The organism is Actinoallomurus bryophytorum, from assembly GCF_006716425.1.
Lineage (GTDB): Bacteria > Actinomycetota > Actinomycetes > Streptosporangiales > Streptosporangiaceae > Actinoallomurus > Actinoallomurus bryophytorum.
Map to the genome: position 1 here is coordinate 2,745,815 of NZ_VFOZ01000001.1, position 23,019 is coordinate 2,768,833.

Sequence of the window (23,019 nt, forward strand, 5' to 3'; positions counted from 1 at the left end):
GACGCGGTGGTCAGAAGACGCTGACCTCGGGCGTGCCGGCGACGGTGCCGTCGGCCACCATCTCGTCCGCGATCCGCATCGCCTCGTCGATCAGCGTCTCCACGATCTGGGACTCAGGCACCGTCTTGACGACCTTTCCGCGGACGAAGATCTGACCCTTGCCGTTGCCGGACGCCACCCCCAAGTCGGCATCGCGGGCCTCGCCCGGCCCGTTCACCACGCAGCCCATCACCGCGACTCGCAACGGCACCGGCAGTCCCTCCAGGCCGGCGGTGACCTCGTTGGCCAGCCGGTACACATCGACCTGGGCGCGACCGCAGGACGGACAGGACACGATCTCCAGGCTGTGCTGACGCAAGCCCAGGGATTCCAGGATCTGGATACCGACCTTGACCTCCTCCTCCGGAGGCGCGGACAGCGAGACCCGAATGGTGTCCCCGATGCCCTCGGCGAGCAGCGCACCGAACGCGACGCTCGATTTGACGGTGCCCTGAAACGCCGGGCCGGCCTCAGTCACCCCGAGGTGCAGCGGGTAGTCGCAGGCCCGGGCCAGCTTGCGGTACGCGTTGATCATCACTGGGGGCTCGTGGTGCTTCACCGAGATCTTGATGTCACGGAAGCCGTGCTCCTCGAAGAGCGAGCATTCCCACAGTGCTGATTCCACCAGCGCGTCCGCGGTGGCCCGGCCGTGCTTGTCCATCAGCCGCTTGTCCAGCGAACCCGCGTTGACACCGATCCGGATCGAGACTCCTGCCGCCGACGCGGCCTCGGCGATCTCTCCGACCCGGTCGTCGAACCTCTTGATGTTGCCCGGATTGACCCGGACCGCCGCACAACCCGCGTCGATGGCCGCGAAGACGTACCTGGGCTGGAAGTGGATATCGGCGATGACCGGGATCTGCGAGCGACGAGCGATCTGCGGCAGGGCCTGGGCGTCATCGGTGTCCGGCACCGCCACCCGGACGATCTGGCACCCGGCCGCGGTCAGCGTGGCGATCTGCTGCAGGGTCGCGTTCACGTCGGAGGTCTTGGTCGTGGTCATGGACTGGACGGAGACCGGCGCGTCCCCCCCGACGAGGACGTCGCCGACCCGTACCTGGCGGGACTTGCGCCGTCGGACCAGGCGGTCCGACGGGGCGGATGGCATGCCTAGGGAAACGGTCACAGCGGATTCCTCTCCGTTGTCAGCAGACCCCTGATCTGGTCGGCGATCTCCAAGGCGGTCAGGCCGCAGTCGGCCAGCACCTCGGCGCGCGTGCCCTGTTCCAGGAAGCGCTGCGGCAGCCCGATGACGTGCACCGGTGTCGCGACCCTCTGGTCGCGGAGGCTCAGCGTGACGGCCGCGCCGACACCGCCGACCCGCCCACCGTCCTCCAACGTGACCACCAGCCGATGCCGGCCGCCCATCCGCGCCAGCTCCGGGTTGACCGGCAGGACCCAGCGCGGGTCGACGACGGTGACGCCGAGGGCCTCCGTGGCCAGCTCGTCGGCGACCTGGAGACCGAGTCCGGCCAGTGCGCCGACACAGACCAGCAGGACGTCTTCGGGCTCGCCCACCCGCAGCACGTCCAGGCCGGCCACCTGGGACAGCGCGGGCAGGTCGACGCCCGGCGTTCCCTTGGGGAAGCGGATGGCCGTCGGGCCGTCCACGTCCACCGCCTCGCGCAGCGCCAGGCGCAGGGTGGCGGCGTCCCGGGGTGCGGCGATCCGCAGGCCGGGCACCACCTGCAGGATGGACAGATCCCACATTCCGTTGTGCGAGGGCCCGTCAGTGCCGGTCACGCCCGCCCGGTCCAGCACGAACGTCACCGGGCACTCGTGCAGGGCGACGTCCATCAGGAGCTGGTCGAAGGCGCGGTTCAGGAACGTCGCGTAGAGGCAGACCACCGGGTGCATGCCCCCCATGGCCAGGCCCGCGGCGGAGGTGACCGCGTGCTGCTCGGCGATGCCGACGTCGAAGACCCGGTCCGGGAACTTCTCGTGCATCGGCTCGAGTCCGGTGGGTTCGAGCATGGCCGCGGTGATGGCCACCAGCTCCGGTCGCTCGGCGGCCAGCGCGGGCAGTTCCGCCCCGAACACCTCGGTCCAGGTGGGCGTGGTGGAGGGGATGCTGGCGCCGGTGACCGGGTCGATCTGCCGGAAGACGTGCATCTTGTCCTGCTCGTCGGTCTCAGCGGGGACGTACCCGCGTCCCTTCTCCGTGACGCAGTGCACCAGCACCGGCCCGCCGAAGCGGCGGGCCCGCCGCAACGCGGCCTCCACCGCCGTCACGTCGTGCCCGTCGACCGGGCCGAGGTACTTCAGGCCCAGCCCTTCGAAGAGCGCCTGCGGTGCGAACAGGTCCTTGAAGCCCGCCTTGACCGCGTGTACGAGGTTGTAGAGCGGCCGGCCGATCCCGGGCGTATGACGCACGGAGTTCTTACCCCAGGCCAGGAAGCGTTCGTACGGCGCCGCGGTGCGCATCGCGGACAGCAGATCCGCCACCCCGCCCACGGTCGGCGCGTACGAGCGCCCGTTGTCGTTCACGACGATGATCACCGGCCGGTCCTCGGCCGCGGCGATGTTGTTCACCGCCTCCCATGCCATGCCACCGGTCAGCGCCCCGTCGCCGACCACGACGACCACCGAGCGGTCGGCCTCGCCGGTCAGGGCGTACGCCTTGGCGATCCCGTCGGCGTAGGACAGCGCGGTGGAGGCGTGGGAGTTCTCGATGACATCGTGCTCGGACTCGGTCTGGCTCGGGTAGCCGGACAGCCCGCCGCGTTTGCGCAGCCGGTCGAACCCGGCGGCCCGGCCGGTGAGCAGCTTGTGCACGTACGCCTGGTGACCGGTGTCCCACAGGATCCGGTCGTGCGGCGATTCGAAGACCCGGTGCAGCGCGATGGTCAGCTCGACGACACCAAGGTTGGGACCCAGGTGCCCGCCGGTACGGGACACCGTCTGTACCAGGAACTCGCGGATCTCATCCGCCAGCGCGAGCACATCGGCCGGAGGCAACCGGCGCAGGTCGGCCGATCCTCGGATGGTGTTCAGTAACGCCATGGGTGTCCTCTTCTCGTCCTACTTCTGGCGATACGCGGTCTCGACGGCCACCCGCGCCAACTCGTCCCGCCACTCGAGGTCGAGTGGCGCCGCCGCGATCGCGGCCTGGGCCTGCTCGACCAGGTGGTCGATGCGGCGCTCGACCTCACCGCGCACGTTCAGGTCGGTGACGATCTGGGCGAGGGTGGCGCCGTCGCCGGCGCCGTCGCCGCTCTGACCGGCCAGCACCCGGGAGACCCTGTCGTCGCGGCGCATCGCCAGCGTGACCAGCAGGGTCATCTTCTGCTGAGAGAAGTCCAGCCCGGTCGGCTTGCCGGACACGGCGCTGTCTCCGAATGCGTCGATCAGGTCGTCACGCAACTGGAACGCCTCGCCGAGCGCGGCCCCGTACCGGGTGAACGCGGGCGTGAGGTCCTGCCGGCCGGCGATGGACGCGCCGAGGACCAGCGGCCGGTGCACCGTGTACCGCCCGGACTTGCATATCGCGATCCACCGGGACAGTTCAGGGTCCGCGATCCGCTCGGCCGCCACCCGGATGTCCAGGTACTGGCCGATGATGACCTCGGTGCGCAGTTCGTGCCAGATCTCCCTGGCGGCAGGGGCCAGCGCGCTGACAAGCCGGTCGGCGTAGATGTGAGCCAGGTCCCCGGCCAGAGCCGCCACGCCCTCGCCGAACCGGCGCGGCTCCCCCGCCCAGCCGGCGGCACGATGCACCGAGGCATGCCGCTCGTGCGCGGTCGTCTCGCCCCGCCGCAGCGGCGAGTCGTCCAGCACGTCATCGTGCAGCAGGGCGAACGCGTGCAGGAACTCCAGCGCGGCGGCCGCGTCCACCGCGACCGGCTCCCACGCTGGATCGCCGCCGGCCGACAGGAAGCCGCTCAGGCAGAACGCCGGGCGCAGCCGCTTGCCGCCGGAGGCAATCAGGGCCGCGACCGCCTCGACCGGTACCGCCGCACGGGGGTCCACTGCCGACCACCGGGACGTCTCAGCGGCAAGCAGGCCGCGCAACCGGTCATCGACCTGGCTCAGCAGCGCGTCGCGGGCCTCGGCAGGCGTGACGATCTCTCTTTGGACGGCACTCATGACACCACCTCCTCCTCACGGGGTGGTCCGCAATGCAGTTCGCGCGGCAGGGCGAAGTGCATGCTTTCCTTGACCGACTCGATCTCCTGCACTTCGTCGTAACCTCGTTCGGCCAGCCACGTGAGTACGTCCTGGACGAGTTCGTCGGGAACGGAGGCGCCACTCGTCACGCCGACGGTCCTCACGCCGGCGAGCCACGACTCGTCGATGTCCGCGGCATAGTCCACCAGGCGGGCATCGCGAGCGCCGTTCTCCTTCGCGACCTCCACCAGGCGGATGGAGTTGGAGGAGTTCGCCGAACCCACGACGACGACCAGTTCCGAGGCCACGGCCAGATCCTTCACCGCGACCTGACGGTTCTGGGTGGCGTAGCAGATGTCGTCCGACGGCGGATCCTGCAGGTCGGGGAACCGTTGGCGCAGGGCGGCCACCGTGGCCAGGGTCTCGTCCACCGACAGCGTGGTCTGTGACAGCCACGCGACACGTGCGGGGTCGCGCACCCGCACGTTGTCCACGTCTTCCGGGCCGTCGACGACATGAATGTGATCCGGCGCCTCGCCGGAGGTGCCCACGACCTCTTCATGCCCCTCGTGCCCGATGAGCAAGATGTCATAGTCCTCGGCGGCCAGGCGGACCGCTTCCCTATGGACCTTGGTGACCAGCGGGCACGTGGCGTCGATCGTCACCAGGCTTCGGGCCTTGGCCTGGGTGTGTACGGCCGGTGCCACCCCGTGAGCGGAGAAGACGACGATGGCTCCCTCCGGTACCTCATCGGCCTCTTCGACGAAGATGACGCCCCGTTCCTGGAGGCTCTTCACGACGTGCACGTTGTGCACGATCTGCTTGCGCACGTAGACCGGAGCCCCGTACTTCTCCAGGCAGACTTCGACGGTCTTCACCGCCCGCTCCACGCCGGCGCAGGAGCTCCGCGGTTTGGCCAGCAGTACTCGGCCTCGGGAAGGTGACATGGTTCCTCCTGGAGGAGTCATTCCGAACACGGTCAGCGGTCGTGGGCGATCAACGATCGGGTGACCGGCCGGGCGGCGTGGACGTAGCCGGAGGAAGTCCGAGCCGGGGGTCGCCGGGGAGGACGGGAGCACCCCCGCCGAAGTCGTGTCGGTTCAGTACTGCCGGATCCGCGGCGATGATGGGGCCGTGCCGTACGGTGTGGCGCGAAATGGCCTGGCTTCAGTCAGCCGACGTGGCATTCGCTCCAGCGAGATAACGCTGGACCGTAGGGGCAAGGAGGTCAAGAAGGTCGTCCGCCGGCACTGACGCGATCGGCTCGACCTTCAGGATGTAGCGGAGGATGATCGTGCCCCAAACCTGCGCCTGCGCCGCGTTGATGTTCAACGGCGGCACTTTGAGAACATCCGCCGCCTGGTTGATGTCCGTCGTTTGCGAAGAATCAAGCGCCTTTCCGAACAACGTGAAGATCTGGGACGACAGGACGTCGCGCATCTTGTCCGCGCCGGCCTCGGTGGTGAGCGCGGCGGTCAGGCTCTCCAGGAGCCTCGGCCTCAGCTGGGGGTCTTCCCATCGCGTCAGAGCCGCCTGGAGAAGGCTCTCTGCCAGCTGCTTCTGTTGCTGGGTGGTGAGCGACGTCGCCCCGGCCTCCGCAAGCGCGCTCGCGAAGTCGGTCAGGTCCGCCGAGCCTTCTTGGGTCTGGTTGGCATCGGTCACGGTTTCCTCCTGTGCCAGTAGGAAGATTGTCAACGAGGAGTCTCGCGCTGATCCGCGAGATCACAGCTTGGTGCCGGTGAGTTGCTCCAATATGTTGCGCATCAGGGGTGAGAGTTGGCAGTACGGCCCGAGATTCAGATATCCTCCGCCGGTCCCCCACTTGGCGGCCGTGATGACAACGGGCTGACCGCCGTATGCGTGCGGCGAACCTTTGATGAACTTCTCGATCTCCGGCGCGATTCGAACGGGAAGTACTGACGGATCCCAGTCGCGGGTCGGCGTATGAGCGAAGCAGATGCGCTCGACCTTTGGAGAGTCCCAGCTGAGCGTGGCATAGAACCGGAAGGACTTCTTGGCGAACTCCAGCCAGCGTTCGTTCGGTTCCGGCAGGCCGATTTCTCGGTGCAGCGAAAGAATGTTTCGCTCTTCGCGATATTCGTCAGTCAGCCCGGCGAAGTACAGATTGAACGTCTTACGCCGATAATCGATCCCGATCATCGCCACTTCGCTCAGATGGTGACGTTCGAAAAGCTTGGCGTTCTGGGCCAGAGTAGTCGGCATGGAAGGAATTTCCGCGAGTTTCGACACCCGCTGGAAATTGAATGGGAAATTCGCATAGATCTTGTTGAAACCGGCGACGACTCCAGCGTCGATAAGATATTCGGCGATGGGGACTCGTGCCTGGATATCCGAGAGCAGGGTGTCGATGGGGTGGCCCGTCTCTGCAATGAGGCCGTTCGACAGGGCCGTGGCATAGAGGTCCCCGAACGCGACAGGCACCGTAATGGTGTAGTCCAGCTCTTCCGGAAGGCTCTCGCCGGTCGATACGCTAAAAGCGATCCCGGCCTCTGTGAAGACATCTCCGTACGCGGTCAAGACAGGCCAGATATTGTCGCGCGAGCAGGGGACTCCCACCAGGCGACTCGCTTCATTGATGACCGAATACATGTCTTCGGCCGAAGTGACGCTGGACATTCATCCTCCAAATTCCCTCGCGTTACCGGGCGACGACCAACGTGGCGGGCTCCGCGGGGTGGAACGAGACTTCCCCGAAGCCGGCCTTCATCAGCCAGCCGTGGTAGTCCGCCCGCCGCCAGGTGTTGCCCTTCTTGCTCTTGAGCAACATCTCCGAGGCGAAGATCAGCGGGAAGGTCGGACCACCGCGGTCGTCATCGACCACGTAATCGCAGATCACCAGGGCCCCACCGGGCTTGAGCGACCGCCGGAGCCGGGTGAAGACCTCGACGTTGTCCTCCGGCCCCTCCTGGTGGGCGATGTGAGAGTAGAGCGCGACGTCGTACTTCGCGGTGCCGAAGTCCGTGGTGTGGAAGTCACCGTCAATGCAGGTGAACCGCTCGGCCATGCCACGCTCTTCCAGCAGGCGACGGGCGATCGCGTTGATCGGCGCCCAGTCGAGCTGGGTCGAGCGGGCGGCGGGGTTGGCCTCCAGCCAGATGGCCGAGTAGATCCCCGAGCCACCGCCCACGTCGAGGATCGAGATCTCGCCGGCATCGGCCAGCCCGATCACCTCGGCGGCGATCGTCGCGGCGGGAACCGACTGCGCGGCGATGGCCGGGACGACCTGCTCCCAGTGCGGGTTGTCGGCCACCTCGGTCGTCGGGTCCGTCACCGGCCCGCCGGCGCGGACCACGTCCGGCAGACCGGCCAGGGTGCCCATCTGCCTCAGCTTCAGCTCGGCGAAGCTGCTCAGGGAGGTGGGCTTGCCCTCGACCAGGTAGGTGGACGCCTCGGGGGTGTTGCGGTACCGGCCCTCGTACAGCTCGACCAGGCCCCCGCTGACGAGGCCGTCAAGGAGGGTCTGCGCACCTCTCTCGGAGATCCCGGCGCGGGCGGCCAGTTCCACGACCGTGCCCGCCCCGTCCTCAAGATGCGTGAAAAGCGAGCAGCCGGCCGCGACGCCGATGATGCCGGTAACCCAGTAACCGTTTATCAGCTGAAGTACACGATCAGGTGTGGGCCGGTTGTTCATCACGCTACCGAACCTTCTTCTTGGGTCCTGTGGGGTTAAGTGACCATGGGGAATGGCGGGGTTTCATGCCGCCGCCGCCGATGGCTCTGGACGCTTGGCCGCCCGGTTCCCGGTGACGGCCCCCGGCCACTGATGAGATGTGCGAGCGGATCGCCGTACAGGGCGAAGTCATCACTGCGTGGTCATCGACGCGGGCTGCCGCCGTCGCGCCGGGTGGCCGATGACGAGCCGGAGCCGGCGGCCCTGATCGGCGATGCGACCGCGCTCGGGGAGGTAGTCGGGGCAGTCCGACCTGCCCGGATGCTTGGCTCGGAAATAAGGTCTCGCGGGTGAGGGCGGGGACCCGCCACTCACCCGCGAGCAGCCTTAGTTCTTCCTGCTCGCCTGGATTTCAAGAGTAATCAGGATTTTGTCGCCGATCACCGACGCCGGCCCGCGGGGGACGCCGAATTCGCCCAAGCTGATCTCGGTTTGGGCCGTGAATCTGGCCGGCGACTTACCATCGGCGTCGAAGCTCGTTGGCCTCAGATTAAGCGTTACCCGCTTCGTGGTCTCGAGGATCGTGAGGTCGCCGTCGACGAGAAAGTGGTCCCCATCGGTTCGCACCCCCGTCGAAGCAAAGGTTATCGTCGGGTATTTCTCGACGTTCAGGTAAGCCTTCCGGAGGTCATTGTCACGCCTGTCGTTCTTGGTGTTCACCGAGGCGGTCCGGATGGTCACGTTCGCCGACGAGTCGAGCGGGTCCGCCGCCGTAACGACCGTACCCTCGAAGTCGTCGAAGGTACCATGATTTTTGAAGGCGCCAAGCATGCGGGCCTGGAAAGACACGGTGGAGTGGGCGGTGTCGATGAGCCAGGTGTCGGCGACGTAACCGGGAATTTCGACCTGGGGAGTCATATCCATGGGCCCTCCTAAAGTGAATGGAACACGCATAATGAACCGTTCCCCCTCTCCGCCTCGCGCGGCTTCGGCGCCCGCACGGCGAGCAGGGTGAGACAGTCTCTTCGACCTACCTCCAGCCGCCGACGACCCCGAGCCCTGCGGCCGCTCCGGCGACCGTCTCGCTCTTCCCGCAGGTAGCGGTTCGGGCCGGGCTTCGTGGAGATGACGCCGGGGAGCTCGGCGCGCTTGTCCTTGCTGAGCTGTGCAGAGCCGGCGATCGCGTCCTCGGGCTGGGTGATCATCCTGGTCCTGATGGCGGCGTCGCGCTCGACGGCATCGGGGTTGAAACAGATGATGAACTGTTCGTCCTCAACGATCCGCACCTCCTTGAGCTTGAGGTCGCCCGCGACGTCCTTATGCGGCTCTGCCGGGACAGCGCGGCCTGCACTTCGGTGGAGCCGGAGCGCAGGTTCTCCCCGCTAATGTAGCCGCCGCTCTGACGCATTCAGCGACGATTTCTCACGAGGTGAAGCCGCGGTCGGGGTCCTCGGCATTCGCGTGCGGGAACAGAAGGGCGTTGGCCTCAGGAAGGCGTTGCGACGGCGCCGGTGGATGATCCCTTTCCGGTTTACGGGGCCGGTGCCGGGTCGGGGGTGTCGCCGCCGATGGCGGCGCGGCCGGCCTTGAGCACCGCCGCGGTCTCGGTGACGCGCCGGGCCTGGTAGCGGGCACCGTCCAGCACCAGGTCGCCGGGCGGGTTGCCGGAGGCCGTCTCGGAGGTTCCATAGGGGTTGCCCAGCTGGAACTGGATGGGGTCGGTGTAGCCGGGGGGCACGATGATGCCGCCCCAGTGGTAGAAGACGTTCCCCAGCGCGAGGATGGTCGACTCCTGCCCGCCGTGGGGGGTGGCGCTGGAGGTGAAGGCCGAGTAGACCTTGTCGGCCAGCTGGCCCGGCTGCCACAGCACGCCGAGGCCGTCGATGAACGCCTTGAGCTTGGCGGCCGGGTTGCCGAAACGGGTGGGCGTGCCGAACAGCACCGCGTCGGCCCAGGCCACATCGTCGGTGGCGGCCTCGACGACGTCGGCGCTGTCCTTCGCCTCGGTCCCGGCGACCTTGCGGAGGCGCACCTGCGCGCCCGCCTTCTCCGCGCCCTCGGCGGCGGCCTGCGCCAGGGCATGTATGGTGCCGGTGGCGCTGTAGTAGATGATCGCCACGTTCACGGATTCCATGATCGACTTCCCTTCTCTGGGTCGGATTGCACGAGCGTCGGGTGGTCGTGGCGTTCGGGCCGGCTGGTTTCGGGTAGCGTCACGCGGTCTTCGTCGCGCACAGGATCGCCGGCACGGGGATGACGTCCGCCGGGATCTCCGCAGGGTCCTTGGTGATCGCCCGGGTCACCGTGAACCCGCACTCCTCCAGCCAGCTCTGGTAGGTCGACAGCTTCTGCGGTCCGCCCTGGCCCATGGTGCAGCCGATGAAAAAGGCCGGGAAGAAGTCGACGTTGTAGTTGTCGGTGTCCGTGATCTTCTCCGGATACACCGGCACCATGATGTGGACCTGTCCGCCCACTTCCAGCGACTCGCCGACGGCTCCGAGGATCTTGAGCACGTCGCTCTTGTCGAACATGTCGAGGAAGTGCTTGATCAGCACGACGTCGAAGCCCTTGGGAACCCCGTCGAAGACGTCACCGCCGATGAACGAGCACTGCCCGTCCACAGCCTGAGCCTTGAAGTTCCGCAGGCACTCTTCCTCTTTCTCCGGCAGGTCGAAGGTCGTCACCCGAAGTCCCGGAGAGTCCTTCAGCTTGCAGGCGTTGACCGCGCCGAGACCGGTGTTCCCGGCAAGGTCGAGCACCCGCGCGCCGGGCGGTATGTCAATGTTCGCGAAGAACCATGGATCGATGCGAGCGGTGACGGCGTCCATCAGCGTCGCCCAGGACTCGCGCAGGTCCTTGTGCTCGGCCACGGCCCCGTACAGGGTGCCCTCGTATCCGTAGAGTTCCTTCAGGCCGACAGGTATGCCCGTCCGTACGCTGTCGGTGAGGTGGAAGAGCTGCCGTAGCGCGACGACCTTGATCATGTTCATGTAGCCGAGCGCGCGCCTGAGGTCGGCCGCCTCGACGCCGGCCAGCGCGTCGAGCGCGTACCCGCCGGAGTCGTCGTCGTACTTCACGAGGCCGTCCTTGACCAGCAGGAGCAGGAGCTGCTCCAGCGGGTCCGGCTTGGCGCCGACGGCGGCGCCGAGCTCGGCGGCGGTCATCCCCGGTCTGTCCCGCAGTGCGTCGATGACACCGAGCTCGAAACAGGACAGCAGGGTCATGAAGCGCGTGGGCCCCACCATGTACTCGCGGAACCGCGCGAGCGTGCCCTCTGGTGATTGCATGGGTATCCCTTTCGGTCGGTTGTCAGGCCTGCTTCTCCATCTGGTCCGCGAGCCGGCGGGACAGCTTGATGCGCTGGACCTTCAGCGTCGCGGTGCGGGGCAGGTCGGCCAGCGGGATCTGGATGGGGTCGGCGAGCTGGGGGAGGTCGGCCACGGCGTCGCGCCAGCGGTCCGGATCCAGCGGCTGGTCCCCGATGGTGGAGAGCACCGGGACCGGTTCGGAGCGGGGGCCGGGCACGATCACCATCTCGTTCAGCTCGGACAGCCTGTTCATCACGATGTCCTCGATCTCCAGGGTGCTGTCCACCCCGGGGATCACGTCCACCTCGCGGTCGAGCATGTGTACGCAGCCGAGCTTGGTGCGGTAGCCGACATCGCCCATCCGCCACCAGCCGTCGCGCAGGTTGGCGGCGTGCTTGCCCTCCTCACCGAGGTAGGTGTGCAGCAGCGCCTTCCACCGAACCTCGATGTAGCCGGGGCTGGCCTTGGACGGCCGCGCGCCGTCCCGGCTCACCACGCGGACCCGCGGGCCGCCCAGCATCGCGTAGCCGACGCAGCGGCCGTCCATCCGCTGCGCGGACCTGCGGAAGTAAGGTCGGCCGACGGCCGGGCCGACCTCGCTCTGGCCGTAGATCTGGTAGAACATCGGCAGCCGCCGCCGCGATGACGCGAGCAGCCGGCTGATCGTCCGGGGATGGATCGCGTCGAACGTGCTGCTGAAGTACTTGACCGAGGCGAACGGCCGCCGCGGATCGCTGGTCAGCTCCTCCCAGGCCAGGAACGAGTTGGGCAGCGCCTCGATCAGCCACGGCTCGTGCTGAGCGAAGAACTCCGCGGCGTGGTCGGGATCGGAGTTGTTCACTGCCAGCACCGGCATCGCCTTGACCAGGCACAGCGACATCGCCGCGAATGTCCGCGAGTGCCCGAAAGGACAGTGGATCGCGACGCTCCCGCGATTCCACATCATCCCCAGAAGGACCAGTTGCGGGCGCAGCCTGAGGCGCATGGTCCGCGGTGTGTGCACGACCAGCTTGGGCACCCCGGTGGTGCCGGACGTGTGGGTGATCATCGCCGGCTCATCCAGCCCCTGGAAGACCGGCTCGACCGGGGGTGCCCCCGCCAGATCGGCCAGCGACACCGCGCCCGGCCGCGACCCGGCCGAGAGGATCACGTTCCGGGTCAGATCCTTCAGCGAGATCCCGGCCAGCCCGTCGAGCCGCTCGACGTCGGTCACCAGGTGAGGGCGGTCCAGGCGGCCGAAGAGGGCGCTCATCGTCTCGGCGTCCAGGTGGTGCGAGAGCATCACCGGGACCGCGCCGACGCGCGCCGTCGCGGAGCCGAGCATCCACAGGTCGAAGTTGGGGGCCTTGTAGAACGCGACGCGATCCCCGGGTCTGACGCCGGCCGCCGCCAGCCGGCGGGCCAGGTCATCCACGTGACCGGCCAGCTCACCCACGGTCAGCCGCCGCTTCACCTCGGGCAGGACGTCCAGGTCATGATCGAGGATGGTCGGGGTGGAGCCGTCCCGCTCGGCGGCCATCTCCGGCAGCACGCCGAGATAAAGACCACGCTTGTGCACACTCCTGGGGATCACAGAGCTATTCATCGAGGCTTTCTCCTTTGCGGCCCTGTTTCGCCGTCTGCGCTGGGGGTGACGCGGACGCGCCGCGGTCGCCACGATCCGGGTGAGGACAGAGGTCGTCGATCTGACCCAGAGAGACCAGCACCCCGGGGTCGGCAGGACCCCGGGGTGCGGTGTCGCTCGCCTATGGCCGGGCGAGCGCGGCGAACTTCAGCCCTTGTTGGCGTTGAACGCCGTCAGGAGCATCTGCGTCGGAGGGTTGATCGTCCAGTACGACTGGACCTGGTAGTACCGCTCGCCGGGCGTGAACGTGAACCCGTAGACGAGTAGGCGTTTCCCGTCGTACGTGTACGGGGCGCTCTTCGCGAACTGCTCGGCCTCCGGGTCGAGCCGCGCGGGAAACGCCAGCGGGTCCAGGGACGGCACGGCGAAGCAGATCCGTTCGACCTTCGGGGAATCCCAGCTGAAGGTGGGATAGACCACGAACGACTTGCTCATCAGCTCCAGTTCCGGCTCGCTCGGCTCGGGCATCCCGAGCTCCCGCAGCAGCGAGAGGATCTTGTCCTTGTCCAGGCGGAGCTCGCCGAAGTACACGCTGACCGTGCGCTCCTGGTAGTTGATCGCGGCCAGGCCCGCCAGGCCGCCCACACCGTGCTCGGCAAGAAGTCCGGCGTTCCCGGCCAGGCTGGGCGGGATGGACGGGATCTCGGCGAGCCGCTCGGTGTCCGGCAGGGCTTCGAAGTTGAAGAACGCGTGGATCTCCTTGAAACCGTCGGCGACCCCGCACTCGGCGCCGTAAAGGCTCACCCCGAGCCGCTCCTTGAAATCCGAGAGCAGGGAGCCGACAGGGTGGTCCGTCTTTTCGGCGAAGCCCTTCGCCAGGGCGCGCTCGTAGGGATCGGGACCCACCGGGGGCACCAGGAGGGCGTAGTTGAACTCTCCCGCGCGGGGGCCGGTCCACGTGGTGAAGAACACCCCCGCTGGGAGCGCGAACCCGTATTCGGACAGGAACGGCTCGATCTTCTCCCGTGAGCAGGCTATGTCCAGCAGCCCGCACGATTCCCCGATGGCCGAGAATAGGTCTTCCAGCTCGATGGCTCCGGACATCTGTCCTCCTGTTTGTGCCATGGCGGCTGCTGTCACAGCGCCGGCAAAGGGGAAAATCTGTGGCGTCAGCGGGCGGGGCCGGGGCCGGCGGGCGGAGCGCCCGCCCTCGTCCGCTCCCGCTGGAGGGCCTTCGCCCGCCGGTTGGCCCTCAGCGAGCGGATCACCGTGGCCGGGGCGGCCATCGAGCTGGGATGCCGGAGCAGCCACGAGACCTCCTCCAGCCGGCGCGCGACCTCCGCGTCGAAGAAGGATCCGGAGCGGGCCTGGCCGTTGACCCACCGCATCACCCGGTCGCGGCGGCCCAGGGGCGGCGCCTCGACGTGGGGCAGGGTGAAGTCGCCGGCCGCGGCGGTGCCCCACGCCACGTCCACCACGACCTTCTGGAGTCCGAAGAAGTGACGGGCCGGCGCCGACAGGTCCGGGGCGGACCGCAGGTACTCCGACAGGCACGAGGACTGAAGCGCCGCCGAGGCCATGCCCTGCCCGTAGACGGGGTTGCTCGCCGCCACCGCGTCCCCCATCGCCACCAGGCGGGCCGGCATCCGGGCCAGCGCGTGATAGTCGCGGCGCAGGCTCTCCGCGTGCCGGAACGATCGGATCTCGCCGAGGATCTCGTTCTCCGCCACCTGCCCGAACTCGGGCGGGAACTCCGTCTTGCACCGGTGCACGAGGTCCTCGGCGGTACGGCCGGGCCGGGTGCCGGCATAGCCGGCCATCCCGATCAGCCAGCGGTCACCCTCGACCTGGTTGAGCGCGGCGCCCGCCACGCCGTCGAAGGGGACGCGCAGGGCGAGGACGCCGTTGACGTCCGGGTCGCCCTCCTCGCGGCGCAGCAGGGCGGTGGAGTAGCTGAGGTCCACCGGTATCCGCTGGACCGCGGGGCGATCCCACCCGGCCCGCTCCAGCCAGTCGCCCAGCCGGGAAGACCGGCCCATCGCGTCCACGACGAAATCGGCGCGCTGCACGCTCTCCTGGCTGCCGGACTCATGCCACACGCCGGTGACCGCGTCCGGGCCGAACTCCAGGCCGGTGACGCGGGCCGTGATCGTCTTGACGTTCGGCAGGCCGAGCGTGTGCCGCCTGATCTGCGCCTCGAAGAACGGCCGGGTGCCGGTCAGCATCATCGCCTGCGAGCCGCCGGCCCGCCGGATGCCCTGGAAGTAGAACCGGCGGCCGGCCGGCGGGGCTCGCCGTGCCCCCGCCTTCAGCGCCTGCTCGGTGAACCCGGGGAACCACCGCTCAAGCTGGATCAGCCCGGCAGGCAGCAGTGAATGCTGCTGGGTTCCCTGCGGCACTCCGGGCCGCAACCCGGCGCCGTCGCCCGGATCGTCCCTGTCGATGACGATGACGGTCGCGGCGTGGTCGGAGAGTACGCGCGCCGCCACAAGGCCGGCGACGCTACCGCCGAGCACCACGGCCGTGTCCATCACGACCCGTGGCAGGCCGGCGGGCGGGTTCGGATTGCTGATCCGCGCGAATACCGCGGCTGGAGGTTGTCGCCTCATAGCGCGCCTCCCAGCGCTGGCCGTGGGTCTGCCGAAGCTTGTCTGGGTTTCTGCTCCAGGTGTTCGTAAAGGGGCTGGCCTCGAGGTCAGCCCGCCCAGTCGCCGATCAGGTGGGCGCAGGCGTGGCCCTTGACCTCCCGGCCGCCCCATGTGCCGGTGACCGTGCTGGCGGCCTCGTAGCGATGCAGCATCGGCACCGACGCCACGACCTCCTGCTCCAGCGGGACGGGAGTGATGTCCAGGATCGCGTCGTGCTCGGGGAACCTGGCCACCCAGTGCTCGGGGTAGCGCTGGCCGGACCGCTCGCTGTGCCAGAAGCCGGACACGTCCAGGGGCTCCATCGCGATGACGGCCTGCGACCCGTCCGGATGAAGGACCGTCGCCCAGCTCTCCTCCTGGCCCGGGACGTCGGTGTCGTACAGACTGATCACCTCGCCGTTGTCGAGGTAGATGCCCATCCAGGACAGCTTGACGGTCGCCGCCGGGTTGAAGTTCTGCCATCCGCGGTCGAACCAGGTGTAGCCCCGCCCCGTGATGTCGTAGCGCGTGCCCTCGACCGTCAGGGTGCCGGTGGTGCGCAGGTAGGGCACCGAGTAATGGTGCACGTCTATCCCGAGGAGGGAAAAACGCCCGGTCCCCTTGGAGTAGATGGGGAACCCGACGGCCGTGGTCTCGATGTCGATGACGACGCCGGGGGCCTCGCGGTGGATCTGCATCTTGTCCCAGTCGCCGCGCAGGTGGCCGTCGGGCATGGTGATGTCGAGCCCGCCCTCAGCCGCCGTCACCGCGGTAGGGGGGTGGATCGCGTCGTGAGCGTAGAAATGGCCCGTCGTCTCGTCGGTGACCGAGACGACGGAGGCGTACAGGGTCCCGACGCCCGGGATCGTGCTCGCCAGGAGATGGAACGCGTAGTCCAGAGTGTGGCCGTCCGCCTCGAAGTGGCCGATCGCGAGCCAGGAGTTGCTGTCGTACTCCAGGGGCAGCAGGTCCGCGGCCACGTCCACCTCGGGCCGCGCGCCCGGCTGCGCGATCGTGAGATTCTCCGTCAGCGGCTTGTCCGTGACGCTCATCCGCCTGCTCCTTCTGTCCTAGGAAGCCTGTTAGAGGGGAACCGTTACACGGAAGCCGGGTGGGCCATCAGGTCGACCATCCACGGGCGCCATTGGTAGTACGCCTGCAACTTGTAGTACTCGCCGCGGGGAGACGACGCGACGCCGCAGACGAACTTGCCCTCGGTGCCGGTGTCCTGCATGTGGCGCACGAATCCCTCGATCTTCGGATCGAGCGGGATCGGGAGCCTCATCGGATCCGGGGTCATCGCGGCGAAACAGACCCGCTTGATTTTCGGGGAGTCCCAGCTCAGGGTGATGTAGATCCCGAATGCCGCCTGGGCGAACCTGAGCATCTGCTCGCTCGGGGCCTGCTGCCCGGTTTCCCGGAGCAGCGACAGGATGACCTCCCGCTCGATGCCATCGGGGAAGGTCTCCCCGTAGTAGATGTTCACCGTCCGGCCCGGGTAGTCGATGGCGACGCAGCCCGTCTTGTTGCTCAGGCCGTAGCGGTCGGAAAGGCCGAGATGCTCGCCCAGGCCGCGCGGCATGGACGGGATGCCGGCCAGCTCCGACAGGTCCTGCAAGTCATCCGGGGGGAAGAAGGCGTAGATCTTCTTAAAGCCGCCGACGACCCCGAAGTCGATGGCGTACGTGTCAATGGGGCACAGTTTCTGTACGTCCGGGAGAAGGGCGCCGACGGGATGGTCCGTCTTCTCGATGAGACCCTTCGCCAGGGCGCTGTCGTACGGATCGACGTTCTTGGGAACCGTGAACCGGCAGTCGAGCTCTCCGTCGTGGCCGATGTCGGTGGCCACCCGGAAGGCGATCACGGACTGCGACAGCGCGTCCTCCCCATCCCCGAACGCCGTCAGGATCGGCCAGACCTGGTCCCGGGAGCAGGGCACATCCAGCGGCCGAGCCGTATCTTCAATGGCCGAGTAGAAATCCGCCAGTTTTATAGCCCCGGACATTCGTCCTCCCAGTCTCATGCTGCAGATGTCATGCGAACGCCGTCACCGCCAGGACCGGCGGTGACGGCGTTCGGTGTCCGTCAGGTGGTGGTGTCTCCTCAGGCCGACTGGGCCTCGGGCTCCGCGGCCGGGGCGCCGTGGCCATGACCGCCCGCACCCTCGGGCAGCGGGCCGTTGCGCAGCAGGAGGACAGTGATGACGGCGCCGGCGGCGAAGAGGCCGGCGGACCACCAGAACACGGTGGTGAAGCTATGCACCGACGCGAGCTGGAACTCCCCCAGTGTCGGCACCCTGTGCGTGTGGCTGGTCAGCCAGCCGGCGACGGCGGTGGCGGCGATGGAGTTGAGCAGCGCGGTGCCAACGGCACCGCCCACCTGCTGGCCCGTGTTGGCGCAGGCCGAGGCGATCCCCGTGTCCTGAAGCGCGACGCCCGCGGTGGCGGCGGTCAGCGCCGCGGCGTAGACGAAGCCCACGCCGAAGCCGACCACGATGAGCGGCCCGAGCAGGTTCGCCACGTAGCCCGAGTGCACTCCGATCGTGGTCAGCCAGACCATGCCGCCCGCGGCGATCAGCATGCCACCGGAGATCAGCGGCTTGGGCCCCCACATCGGCAGCAGCTTGGCGCCGCCCCCGGCCGCCGCGACCGTGACGGCCGCGAACAGCGGCAGCAGCGAGACACCCGAGGTGATCGCCGAGTAACCGAGGATGCTCTGCATGTAGTAGACGAGGAACAGCAGGACGCCGAAGATGCCGCCCCCCTGGATCAGCACGGCGAGGTACGCGCCGCCGCGGTTGCGGTCGAGAACGATCCGGAGCGGCAGCAGCGGCTGCGGCGCGCGCGTCTGCCAGGTCACGAAGGCGGCCAGCAGCACGCCGCCGGCCGCGATGAAGCCCCACGTCCCAAGCGTGCTCCAGCTGTGCGACGCGGCGTTGGCGAAGCCGTAGACCACGCAGAACATCCCGGCCGACGCGAGGACCACGCCGGGGACGTCCATCCGGGTATCCGGCTTGGGCTGCCTGTCCAGCAGCCGCACGCCCCCGATGAGCGCGACGGCGACGAAGGCCAGGTTGACGTACAGACACCATCTCCAGTTCAGGCCCGAGGTCAGCACGCCGCCGACGATCAGTCCCAGCGCCGACGTGCCGCTCGCGACCGAGCTGAAGATGCCGAAGGCCTTGCCCCGCTCCTTCGTGTCGGTGAAGCTGGCGGCCACCAGGGCAAGGCAGGCCGGCGCCATCAGCGCGGCGAAGACTCCCTGGCACGCGCGGGCCGTCACCAGCATCGCGAAACTCGTCGAGGCGCCGCCCACGGCGGAGGCGACCCCGAAGCCGGCCACCCCGACGAGGAAACTCTCCTTGCGGCCGATCCGGTCGGCCAGCCGTCCGCAGAACAGCAGCAGGCTGCCGAAGGCCAGCGCGTACGCGGTCACGACCCACTGTCTGTCGGCGCTCGAGAACCCCAGTGCTCGCTGCGCTGACGGGAGCGCGACGTTCATCACGGTCAAGTCAAGGCCGACCATCGCGTAGGCCGTGCAGACGGTTCCGAGGATCAGCCACCTCCTCGGGTCGCCGACCACCTCCGAACTCGGCTCGGCGGCGGGGGCTGCGCTACCCCTTGCCATAATCATCTCCTTGTTCATCAGCGGACTTAAGGGCTCAAAACCTAAGACGAGCAGCGCCGCCGGTCTGTGACATCGCCGCGGCTTCCGGCGACCGTGCCCTCAGGTGGGAAAGGCCGTCGGAATTCCTTCTTCGAGCAGGTCGTCGATGTGACCTGGAAAAGCTCGTTATTGCCGCTCAACCCCCGAGGCCGGCTGGATGAAGGCGGTTCCGAGTCTGCTAAGGACGCGAATGGGCGCGGAGGGCGGTACGGAGGGTATCGACGACGCGTTCGACCTGGCCAGCGGTGAGTTCGGCGTGCATGGGTATGGCGAGGTGACTTTGGAAAAGACTCGCTGATACCGGGCACTCCTGCTTGGCCTCGTATACCGGCTGCAGGTGACACGCCCAGGTGCCGTGCCCGCAACCGATGCCCTGAGCGCGCAGGTCAGCGGCGACGCCGGCACGGTCCACGCCGGCGTCCAGCTTCACCATGTAGGTCTGCCAGGCATGGGTTCGATCCGGGGGCACATGCGGCAGTGTGACGAGCTCTTCGTCAGCGAGCAGTTCGGCGTACTGCGCCGCGACCGCGCACCGGCGATCCAGCAGCTCGCCGATCCGGCCGAGTTGCACGCGCAGGATCGCGGCGGCGATGTCGGACAGCTTGTAGTTGTAGCCGATCTCGGTGAACACCGGTATCGGCAGGCCGACGATCTGTGCCTGGTCGAAAATGGGCTGAATGCCGAACGACGACTGAAGCCTTGCCTTCGCCGCGAGCGCGGGATCGGCGGTGAGCAGGGCTCCGCCTTCACCGCTTGTGGCGCCCTTACGGCCATGAAAGGACAGGCAGGCCACCGGAGCGAGCGCACCCGCCTCGCGCCCGCGGTACGTCGCGCCCACAGCGCAGGCGGCATCTTCTACGAGGAACAGCCCGTGCCGGTCCGTGATCAGCTTGAGGTCCTCGTAGTCGGCCGGCAGGCCGACCGTGTCCACCGCGATCACGCCGACGGTCCGCGGGCCGACCAGGTCGGCCACCGCCAGCGGGTCGATGGTCCCGGTATCCGCGCGTACGTCGGCGAAGACCGGGACCGCGCCGACGTACCGCACGGCATGGGCGGGGGCAGGAAAGGTGTAGTCGGCGACGATCACCTCGTCGCCCGGCTGGACACCGAGTGCGAGCAGGGCCAGGTGCAGCGCGGCGCCGCAGTTGCTCAACGCGACCGCGCCGGCGGCGCCGTAGCGCTCGGCCAGCTCTGTCTCCAGTGCCTTTCCCTGGGGACCTTGACCGGCCGGCCATCCTGAGGAGAACACCTCCGCGACGGCCGCGAGTTCTTGCTCACCCAAGCTCGCGTGAACCAGGGGAACCCTGTCCATGGGAGTCACCTCGTAGGCGGTTCGTTGCGCAGCGGCGTGATCTGGTTGACGTCGTAGCGGTCACGCAGCTTCTGCACGGCATGAGGGTCCACGACCTCACCGCTTGCGAAGATCTCGCACAATTCATCGAAGTAGTGTTCGTGATTGGGCGATGGTGAGCTTTGAAACAGCATGACGGCCGGCTCGTCGGTGGGATTCGTGAAGGCATGTGGACACCCGCGTGGAACGAACATGCAGCTGCCCGCGCCGGCACGGACCTTTCGTCGCCCATCGGGCGACTGCCAGTCATGCCAGGTCTCCTCTGTGCGTTCGATCGGCTCGAATGCCAGGACGTCGAGTTCTCCGGCCAAGACGTAGAAGAACTCCTCGGAGTTGCTGTGGGTATGTGCCCCGACGTCGAAACCGGGCGGAACCACCACCTCGAAAGACGACACAGGGGAGCCGTTCGCTCCGGTGACCTTGAAGGTGACCTCCTGCACCTTCGTAATCACCTTCCGCCCTTGGCCAGGTGCGACGATCAGGCCGTCCATATGACTCGCTTCCTCATCCTAGATGCGAAATTCCGCTTGAGGCGTGATGCCGACTCCCTGCCGGATCTGGTCCATGTCGCTTGTCGCGTCACTGCTCCATCTACCTAGGGCCATCTCGGCGGTGATGCCGGGGCCGAATCCCGCGATCACGCCGGTGGCACCGGCCGTCAGAGTCCCTTCCTCGAATAGCCGACGTGCCGCTTCGAGCACAACCGCGCTTGCGATATTGCCGTATTCGGTCAACGTGTCCCAGCTATGGCGGAACACACTGCTGTCGACATCGAGGAATTTGGCGAGCTCGTTCAGAATCCGCGGACCGCCGGCGTGAATGATGTAGAAGTCCAGGTTTCCGGCCTCCCAGCCGTGGTCCGCGGCGAGCTTTTGCAGCACCGGCGCCAGCGGTTTCATCGTTCCGGGCACGCGGCGGTCCAGCTGGAAGTGGAATCCAGTGGCCCGGACGGCGAAAGAGATCCACTCCTCGGTGTTCGGAATCAGGTACGAGGCATTGCGCTCCAGCTCTATGCCGACACCGCCGCTGCCCCGGACCACGGCGGCCGCGACCGCATCGCCGAACAGCCCGTCAGACAGCAGCGAACCGACATCGGTGTCGTCCGGCTGGTAGCACAACGAGCACAGCTCGCAGGAAACGATCAGGACATTGCTGTCCGGATACGCCATACAGAAGTCATGAGCCCGATTGATCGCCGCCCCGCCGGCCGCGCAGCCTAACTGCGCGATGGGTATCTGCCGAGTAGCGGACCGGAAGCCCATGTTGTTGATCAGCCATGCGGTCAGCGATGGCATCAGAAATCCGGTACACGACACGTACACGATCAAATCGATGTCGCGTACCGTGACTCCCGCGTTCGCCAGGGCCTGCTCGATGACCTCGGGACATCTCTTCTTGGATTCGATCTCATAGACCCGATTGCGTTCCTCCAATCCCGGGTGATGGAGGATCTCCTCAATTGGCCGCACGATATGCCGCTTACGAACCCCCGTGTTCTTGATCAGTCGCAGCGCTAGCGGAAGCGAAGGCTTTCCGTGGTATACCCTCTCGGCGAACTGCAGGGTATCTTCCAGCGTGACGACGTATTCCGGGACACTCACCGACGGCTTGCATAGCTTAGGCATGCCTCGACCCACCTCCCGTAGGATCCGCTGTCTTGAACATGGCCGACTGATTTCAGTGCTGTTGTGGGGCCATGATGAGACGGACGAGTTCACCCATAATGAGGAAAAGAACTGCGTCCCGATAGGACTATCTGAAGTCAGAGAATGGCGACGAGATCGCGATGACTAATCTCGGGTGTGCGAGGGCCTAAAGCCGATTTGGGCACAACTGCGCCAAGGCCAAAAGCGTGACACCCACGTGGGCGTGTGTCAACCCCGGCCGCATCCAGGGCCATTGCGTCCTGGGATTACCGCTGGTCACTACGTTCACGATGCCGCGGACGGACGGGGCGGCACGGACGATGTCCGCCCGTCGCCGCGGCGATGTTCGCCCGGAATCCCGATTTGGGCTTCTCTCCCGAGGCGCGGACACCCTGTGCGCCCTGCGATGAGCGACCGTACGGAGACGTGCCAAGTCAACGCTCAGCCGGATGGGACTTCGACGACTTCGCCTTGCGGCCGCCGTCACGCCGGACGCATACGAGAGTGTTGATCAAGGTCGCCGTGGCGGCGGCGGCCGAGAGAACGCCACGACCGCACGCAGGATAGTGAGCCGGTTATCCATTTGGATCCCCTCACGATCGCGAACCGTGTGTTCGCGGACGGGACCATGTGAGCAGCGCAAACACCATTCGGTCGACGGTATGGAACGATCTCGCATGACCTCGAACGAGGCACTCCGGCAGTCATCGCACTCAACTGTGGGTATGGCTTTCCGTACGGGTGGTTCGTAAGGTGTTCCGGGACGTTCGACGTTGCTTGTCGAACGGCATAGGGGCGTCGCAAGGGGGCTGAGCGACCTGACGACCGTCAGTGCTGCCGATCTTGCGGCCGCCCAGGACTGGGCGGATTTCGGAAGACTCCTCAGTCGGCTGAAAACCGCTGTGGGCATGTCACTTAGTGAGATCCAGCGGCGAGCCAGGCGGCTCGACCTTCCGCGGGACCTTCCACCAGCGACGGTGAGCCCGACGTTGAACGGCAGGCGCCCATCAAAAGATGTGTTGTCGTGCCTGCTCCATGTATTCGGTGTACCTCAGACCGACCATGCGGAATGGCACAATA

19 protein-coding genes and 1 pseudogene are annotated in these 23,019 nt (G+C 67.3%); all 20 read right to left on the minus strand.

Going from position 1 to position 23,019, the window contains the following annotated elements:
• Positions 1-10: 10 nt before the first annotated feature.
• On the minus strand, positions 11-1,165 hold the full coding sequence (gene ispG, locus FB559_RS12890; RefSeq protein WP_141955828.1) for a flavodoxin-dependent (E)-4-hydroxy-3-methylbut-2-enyl-diphosphate synthase: 1,155 nt from the start codon (positions 1,163-1,165) through the stop codon (positions 11-13).
• Positions 1,162-3,042: a 1-deoxy-D-xylulose-5-phosphate synthase gene (gene dxs, locus FB559_RS12895; protein ID WP_141955829.1), complete on the minus strand. Its 1,881-nt coding sequence runs from the start codon at positions 3,040-3,042 to the stop codon at positions 1,162-1,164. Before dxs ends, ispG begins: the two co-directional genes overlap by 4 nt.
• A gap of 18 nt (positions 3,043-3,060) precedes the next feature.
• A complete protein-coding gene (locus tag FB559_RS12900) occupies positions 3,061-4,125 on the minus strand; it encodes a polyprenyl synthetase family protein (protein ID WP_141955830.1) in 1,065 nt (354 codons plus the stop codon).
• Complete coding sequence (locus FB559_RS12905) at positions 4,122-5,093, minus strand: 4-hydroxy-3-methylbut-2-enyl diphosphate reductase (protein ID WP_141955831.1); 972 nt, start codon at positions 5,091-5,093, stop codon at positions 4,122-4,124. The genes FB559_RS12900 and FB559_RS12905 overlap by 4 nt, the downstream gene beginning before the upstream one ends.
• A 220-nt stretch (positions 5,094-5,313) precedes the next feature.
• Entirely contained in the window at positions 5,314-5,808 is a 495-nt protein-coding gene (locus FB559_RS12910; RefSeq protein WP_141955832.1) for a TetR/AcrR family transcriptional regulator, read from the minus strand.
• A 60-nt stretch (positions 5,809-5,868) separates the two neighbouring features.
• On the minus strand, positions 5,869-6,783 hold the full coding sequence (locus tag FB559_RS12915; protein ID WP_141955833.1) for an aromatic prenyltransferase: 915 nt from the start codon (positions 6,781-6,783) through the stop codon (positions 5,869-5,871).
• A 22-nt stretch (positions 6,784-6,805) separates the two neighbouring features.
• Positions 6,806-7,798, minus strand: coding sequence for a class I SAM-dependent methyltransferase (locus FB559_RS12920; RefSeq protein ID WP_141961657.1), 993 nt, complete (start codon positions 7,796-7,798; stop codon positions 6,806-6,808).
• A gap of 366 nt (positions 7,799-8,164) precedes the next feature.
• The gene (locus tag FB559_RS12925) at positions 8,165-8,695 is read right to left on the minus strand and encodes a YceI family protein (RefSeq protein WP_141961658.1); all 531 of its coding nucleotides are present in this window, start codon (positions 8,693-8,695) and stop codon (positions 8,165-8,167) included.
• A 158-nt stretch (positions 8,696-8,853) separates the two neighbouring features.
• Positions 8,854-9,167 (minus strand): annotated as a pseudogene (locus tag FB559_RS46680) (IS1634 family transposase); the annotation flags it as partial.
• Positions 9,168-9,308: 141 nt separating this feature from the next.
• The gene (gene wrbA, locus FB559_RS12935; RefSeq protein ID WP_185792174.1) at positions 9,309-9,911 is read right to left on the minus strand and encodes an NAD(P)H:quinone oxidoreductase; all 603 of its coding nucleotides are present in this window, start codon (positions 9,909-9,911) and stop codon (positions 9,309-9,311) included.
• 79 nt (positions 9,912-9,990) lie between these two features.
• Positions 9,991-11,064, minus strand: a complete 1,074-nt coding sequence (locus FB559_RS12940; protein ID WP_221640001.1) for a methyltransferase — start codon at positions 11,062-11,064, stop codon at positions 9,991-9,993.
• Positions 11,065-11,086: 22 nt separating this feature from the next.
• Positions 11,087-12,670: an AMP-binding protein gene (locus FB559_RS12945; RefSeq protein WP_141955836.1), complete on the minus strand. Its 1,584-nt coding sequence runs from the start codon at positions 12,668-12,670 to the stop codon at positions 11,087-11,089.
• Between the two features lie 186 nt (positions 12,671-12,856).
• Positions 12,857-13,753 (minus strand): aromatic prenyltransferase, encoded by an 897-nt coding sequence (locus FB559_RS12950; protein ID WP_185792175.1) that lies wholly within the window; start codon positions 13,751-13,753, stop codon positions 12,857-12,859.
• Between the two features lie 65 nt (positions 13,754-13,818).
• On the minus strand, positions 13,819-15,258 hold the full coding sequence (locus FB559_RS12955; protein WP_141955838.1) for an FAD-dependent oxidoreductase: 1,440 nt from the start codon (positions 15,256-15,258) through the stop codon (positions 13,819-13,821).
• An 86-nt stretch (positions 15,259-15,344) separates the two neighbouring features.
• On the minus strand, positions 15,345-16,328 hold the full coding sequence (locus FB559_RS12960; RefSeq protein WP_141955839.1) for a lipocalin family protein: 984 nt from the start codon (positions 16,326-16,328) through the stop codon (positions 15,345-15,347).
• Between the two features lie 44 nt (positions 16,329-16,372).
• Positions 16,373-17,299, minus strand: coding sequence for an aromatic prenyltransferase (locus FB559_RS12965; RefSeq protein WP_342780931.1), 927 nt, complete (start codon positions 17,297-17,299; stop codon positions 16,373-16,375).
• Between the two features lie 80 nt (positions 17,300-17,379).
• Positions 17,380-18,903, minus strand: coding sequence for an MFS transporter (locus FB559_RS12970; protein ID WP_141955841.1), 1,524 nt, complete (start codon positions 18,901-18,903; stop codon positions 17,380-17,382).
• A 217-nt stretch (positions 18,904-19,120) separates the two neighbouring features.
• On the minus strand, positions 19,121-20,254 hold the full coding sequence (locus tag FB559_RS12975) for a DegT/DnrJ/EryC1/StrS family aminotransferase (RefSeq protein ID WP_141955842.1): 1,134 nt from the start codon (positions 20,252-20,254) through the stop codon (positions 19,121-19,123).
• 5 nt (positions 20,255-20,259) lie between these two features.
• Positions 20,260-20,784: a cupin domain-containing protein gene (locus FB559_RS12980; RefSeq protein ID WP_141955843.1), complete on the minus strand. Its 525-nt coding sequence runs from the start codon at positions 20,782-20,784 to the stop codon at positions 20,260-20,262.
• A gap of 18 nt (positions 20,785-20,802) precedes the next feature.
• Positions 20,803-21,918 (minus strand): type III polyketide synthase, encoded by a 1,116-nt coding sequence (locus tag FB559_RS12985; protein WP_141955844.1) that lies wholly within the window; start codon positions 21,916-21,918, stop codon positions 20,803-20,805.
• Positions 21,919-23,019 lie beyond the last annotated feature (1,101 nt).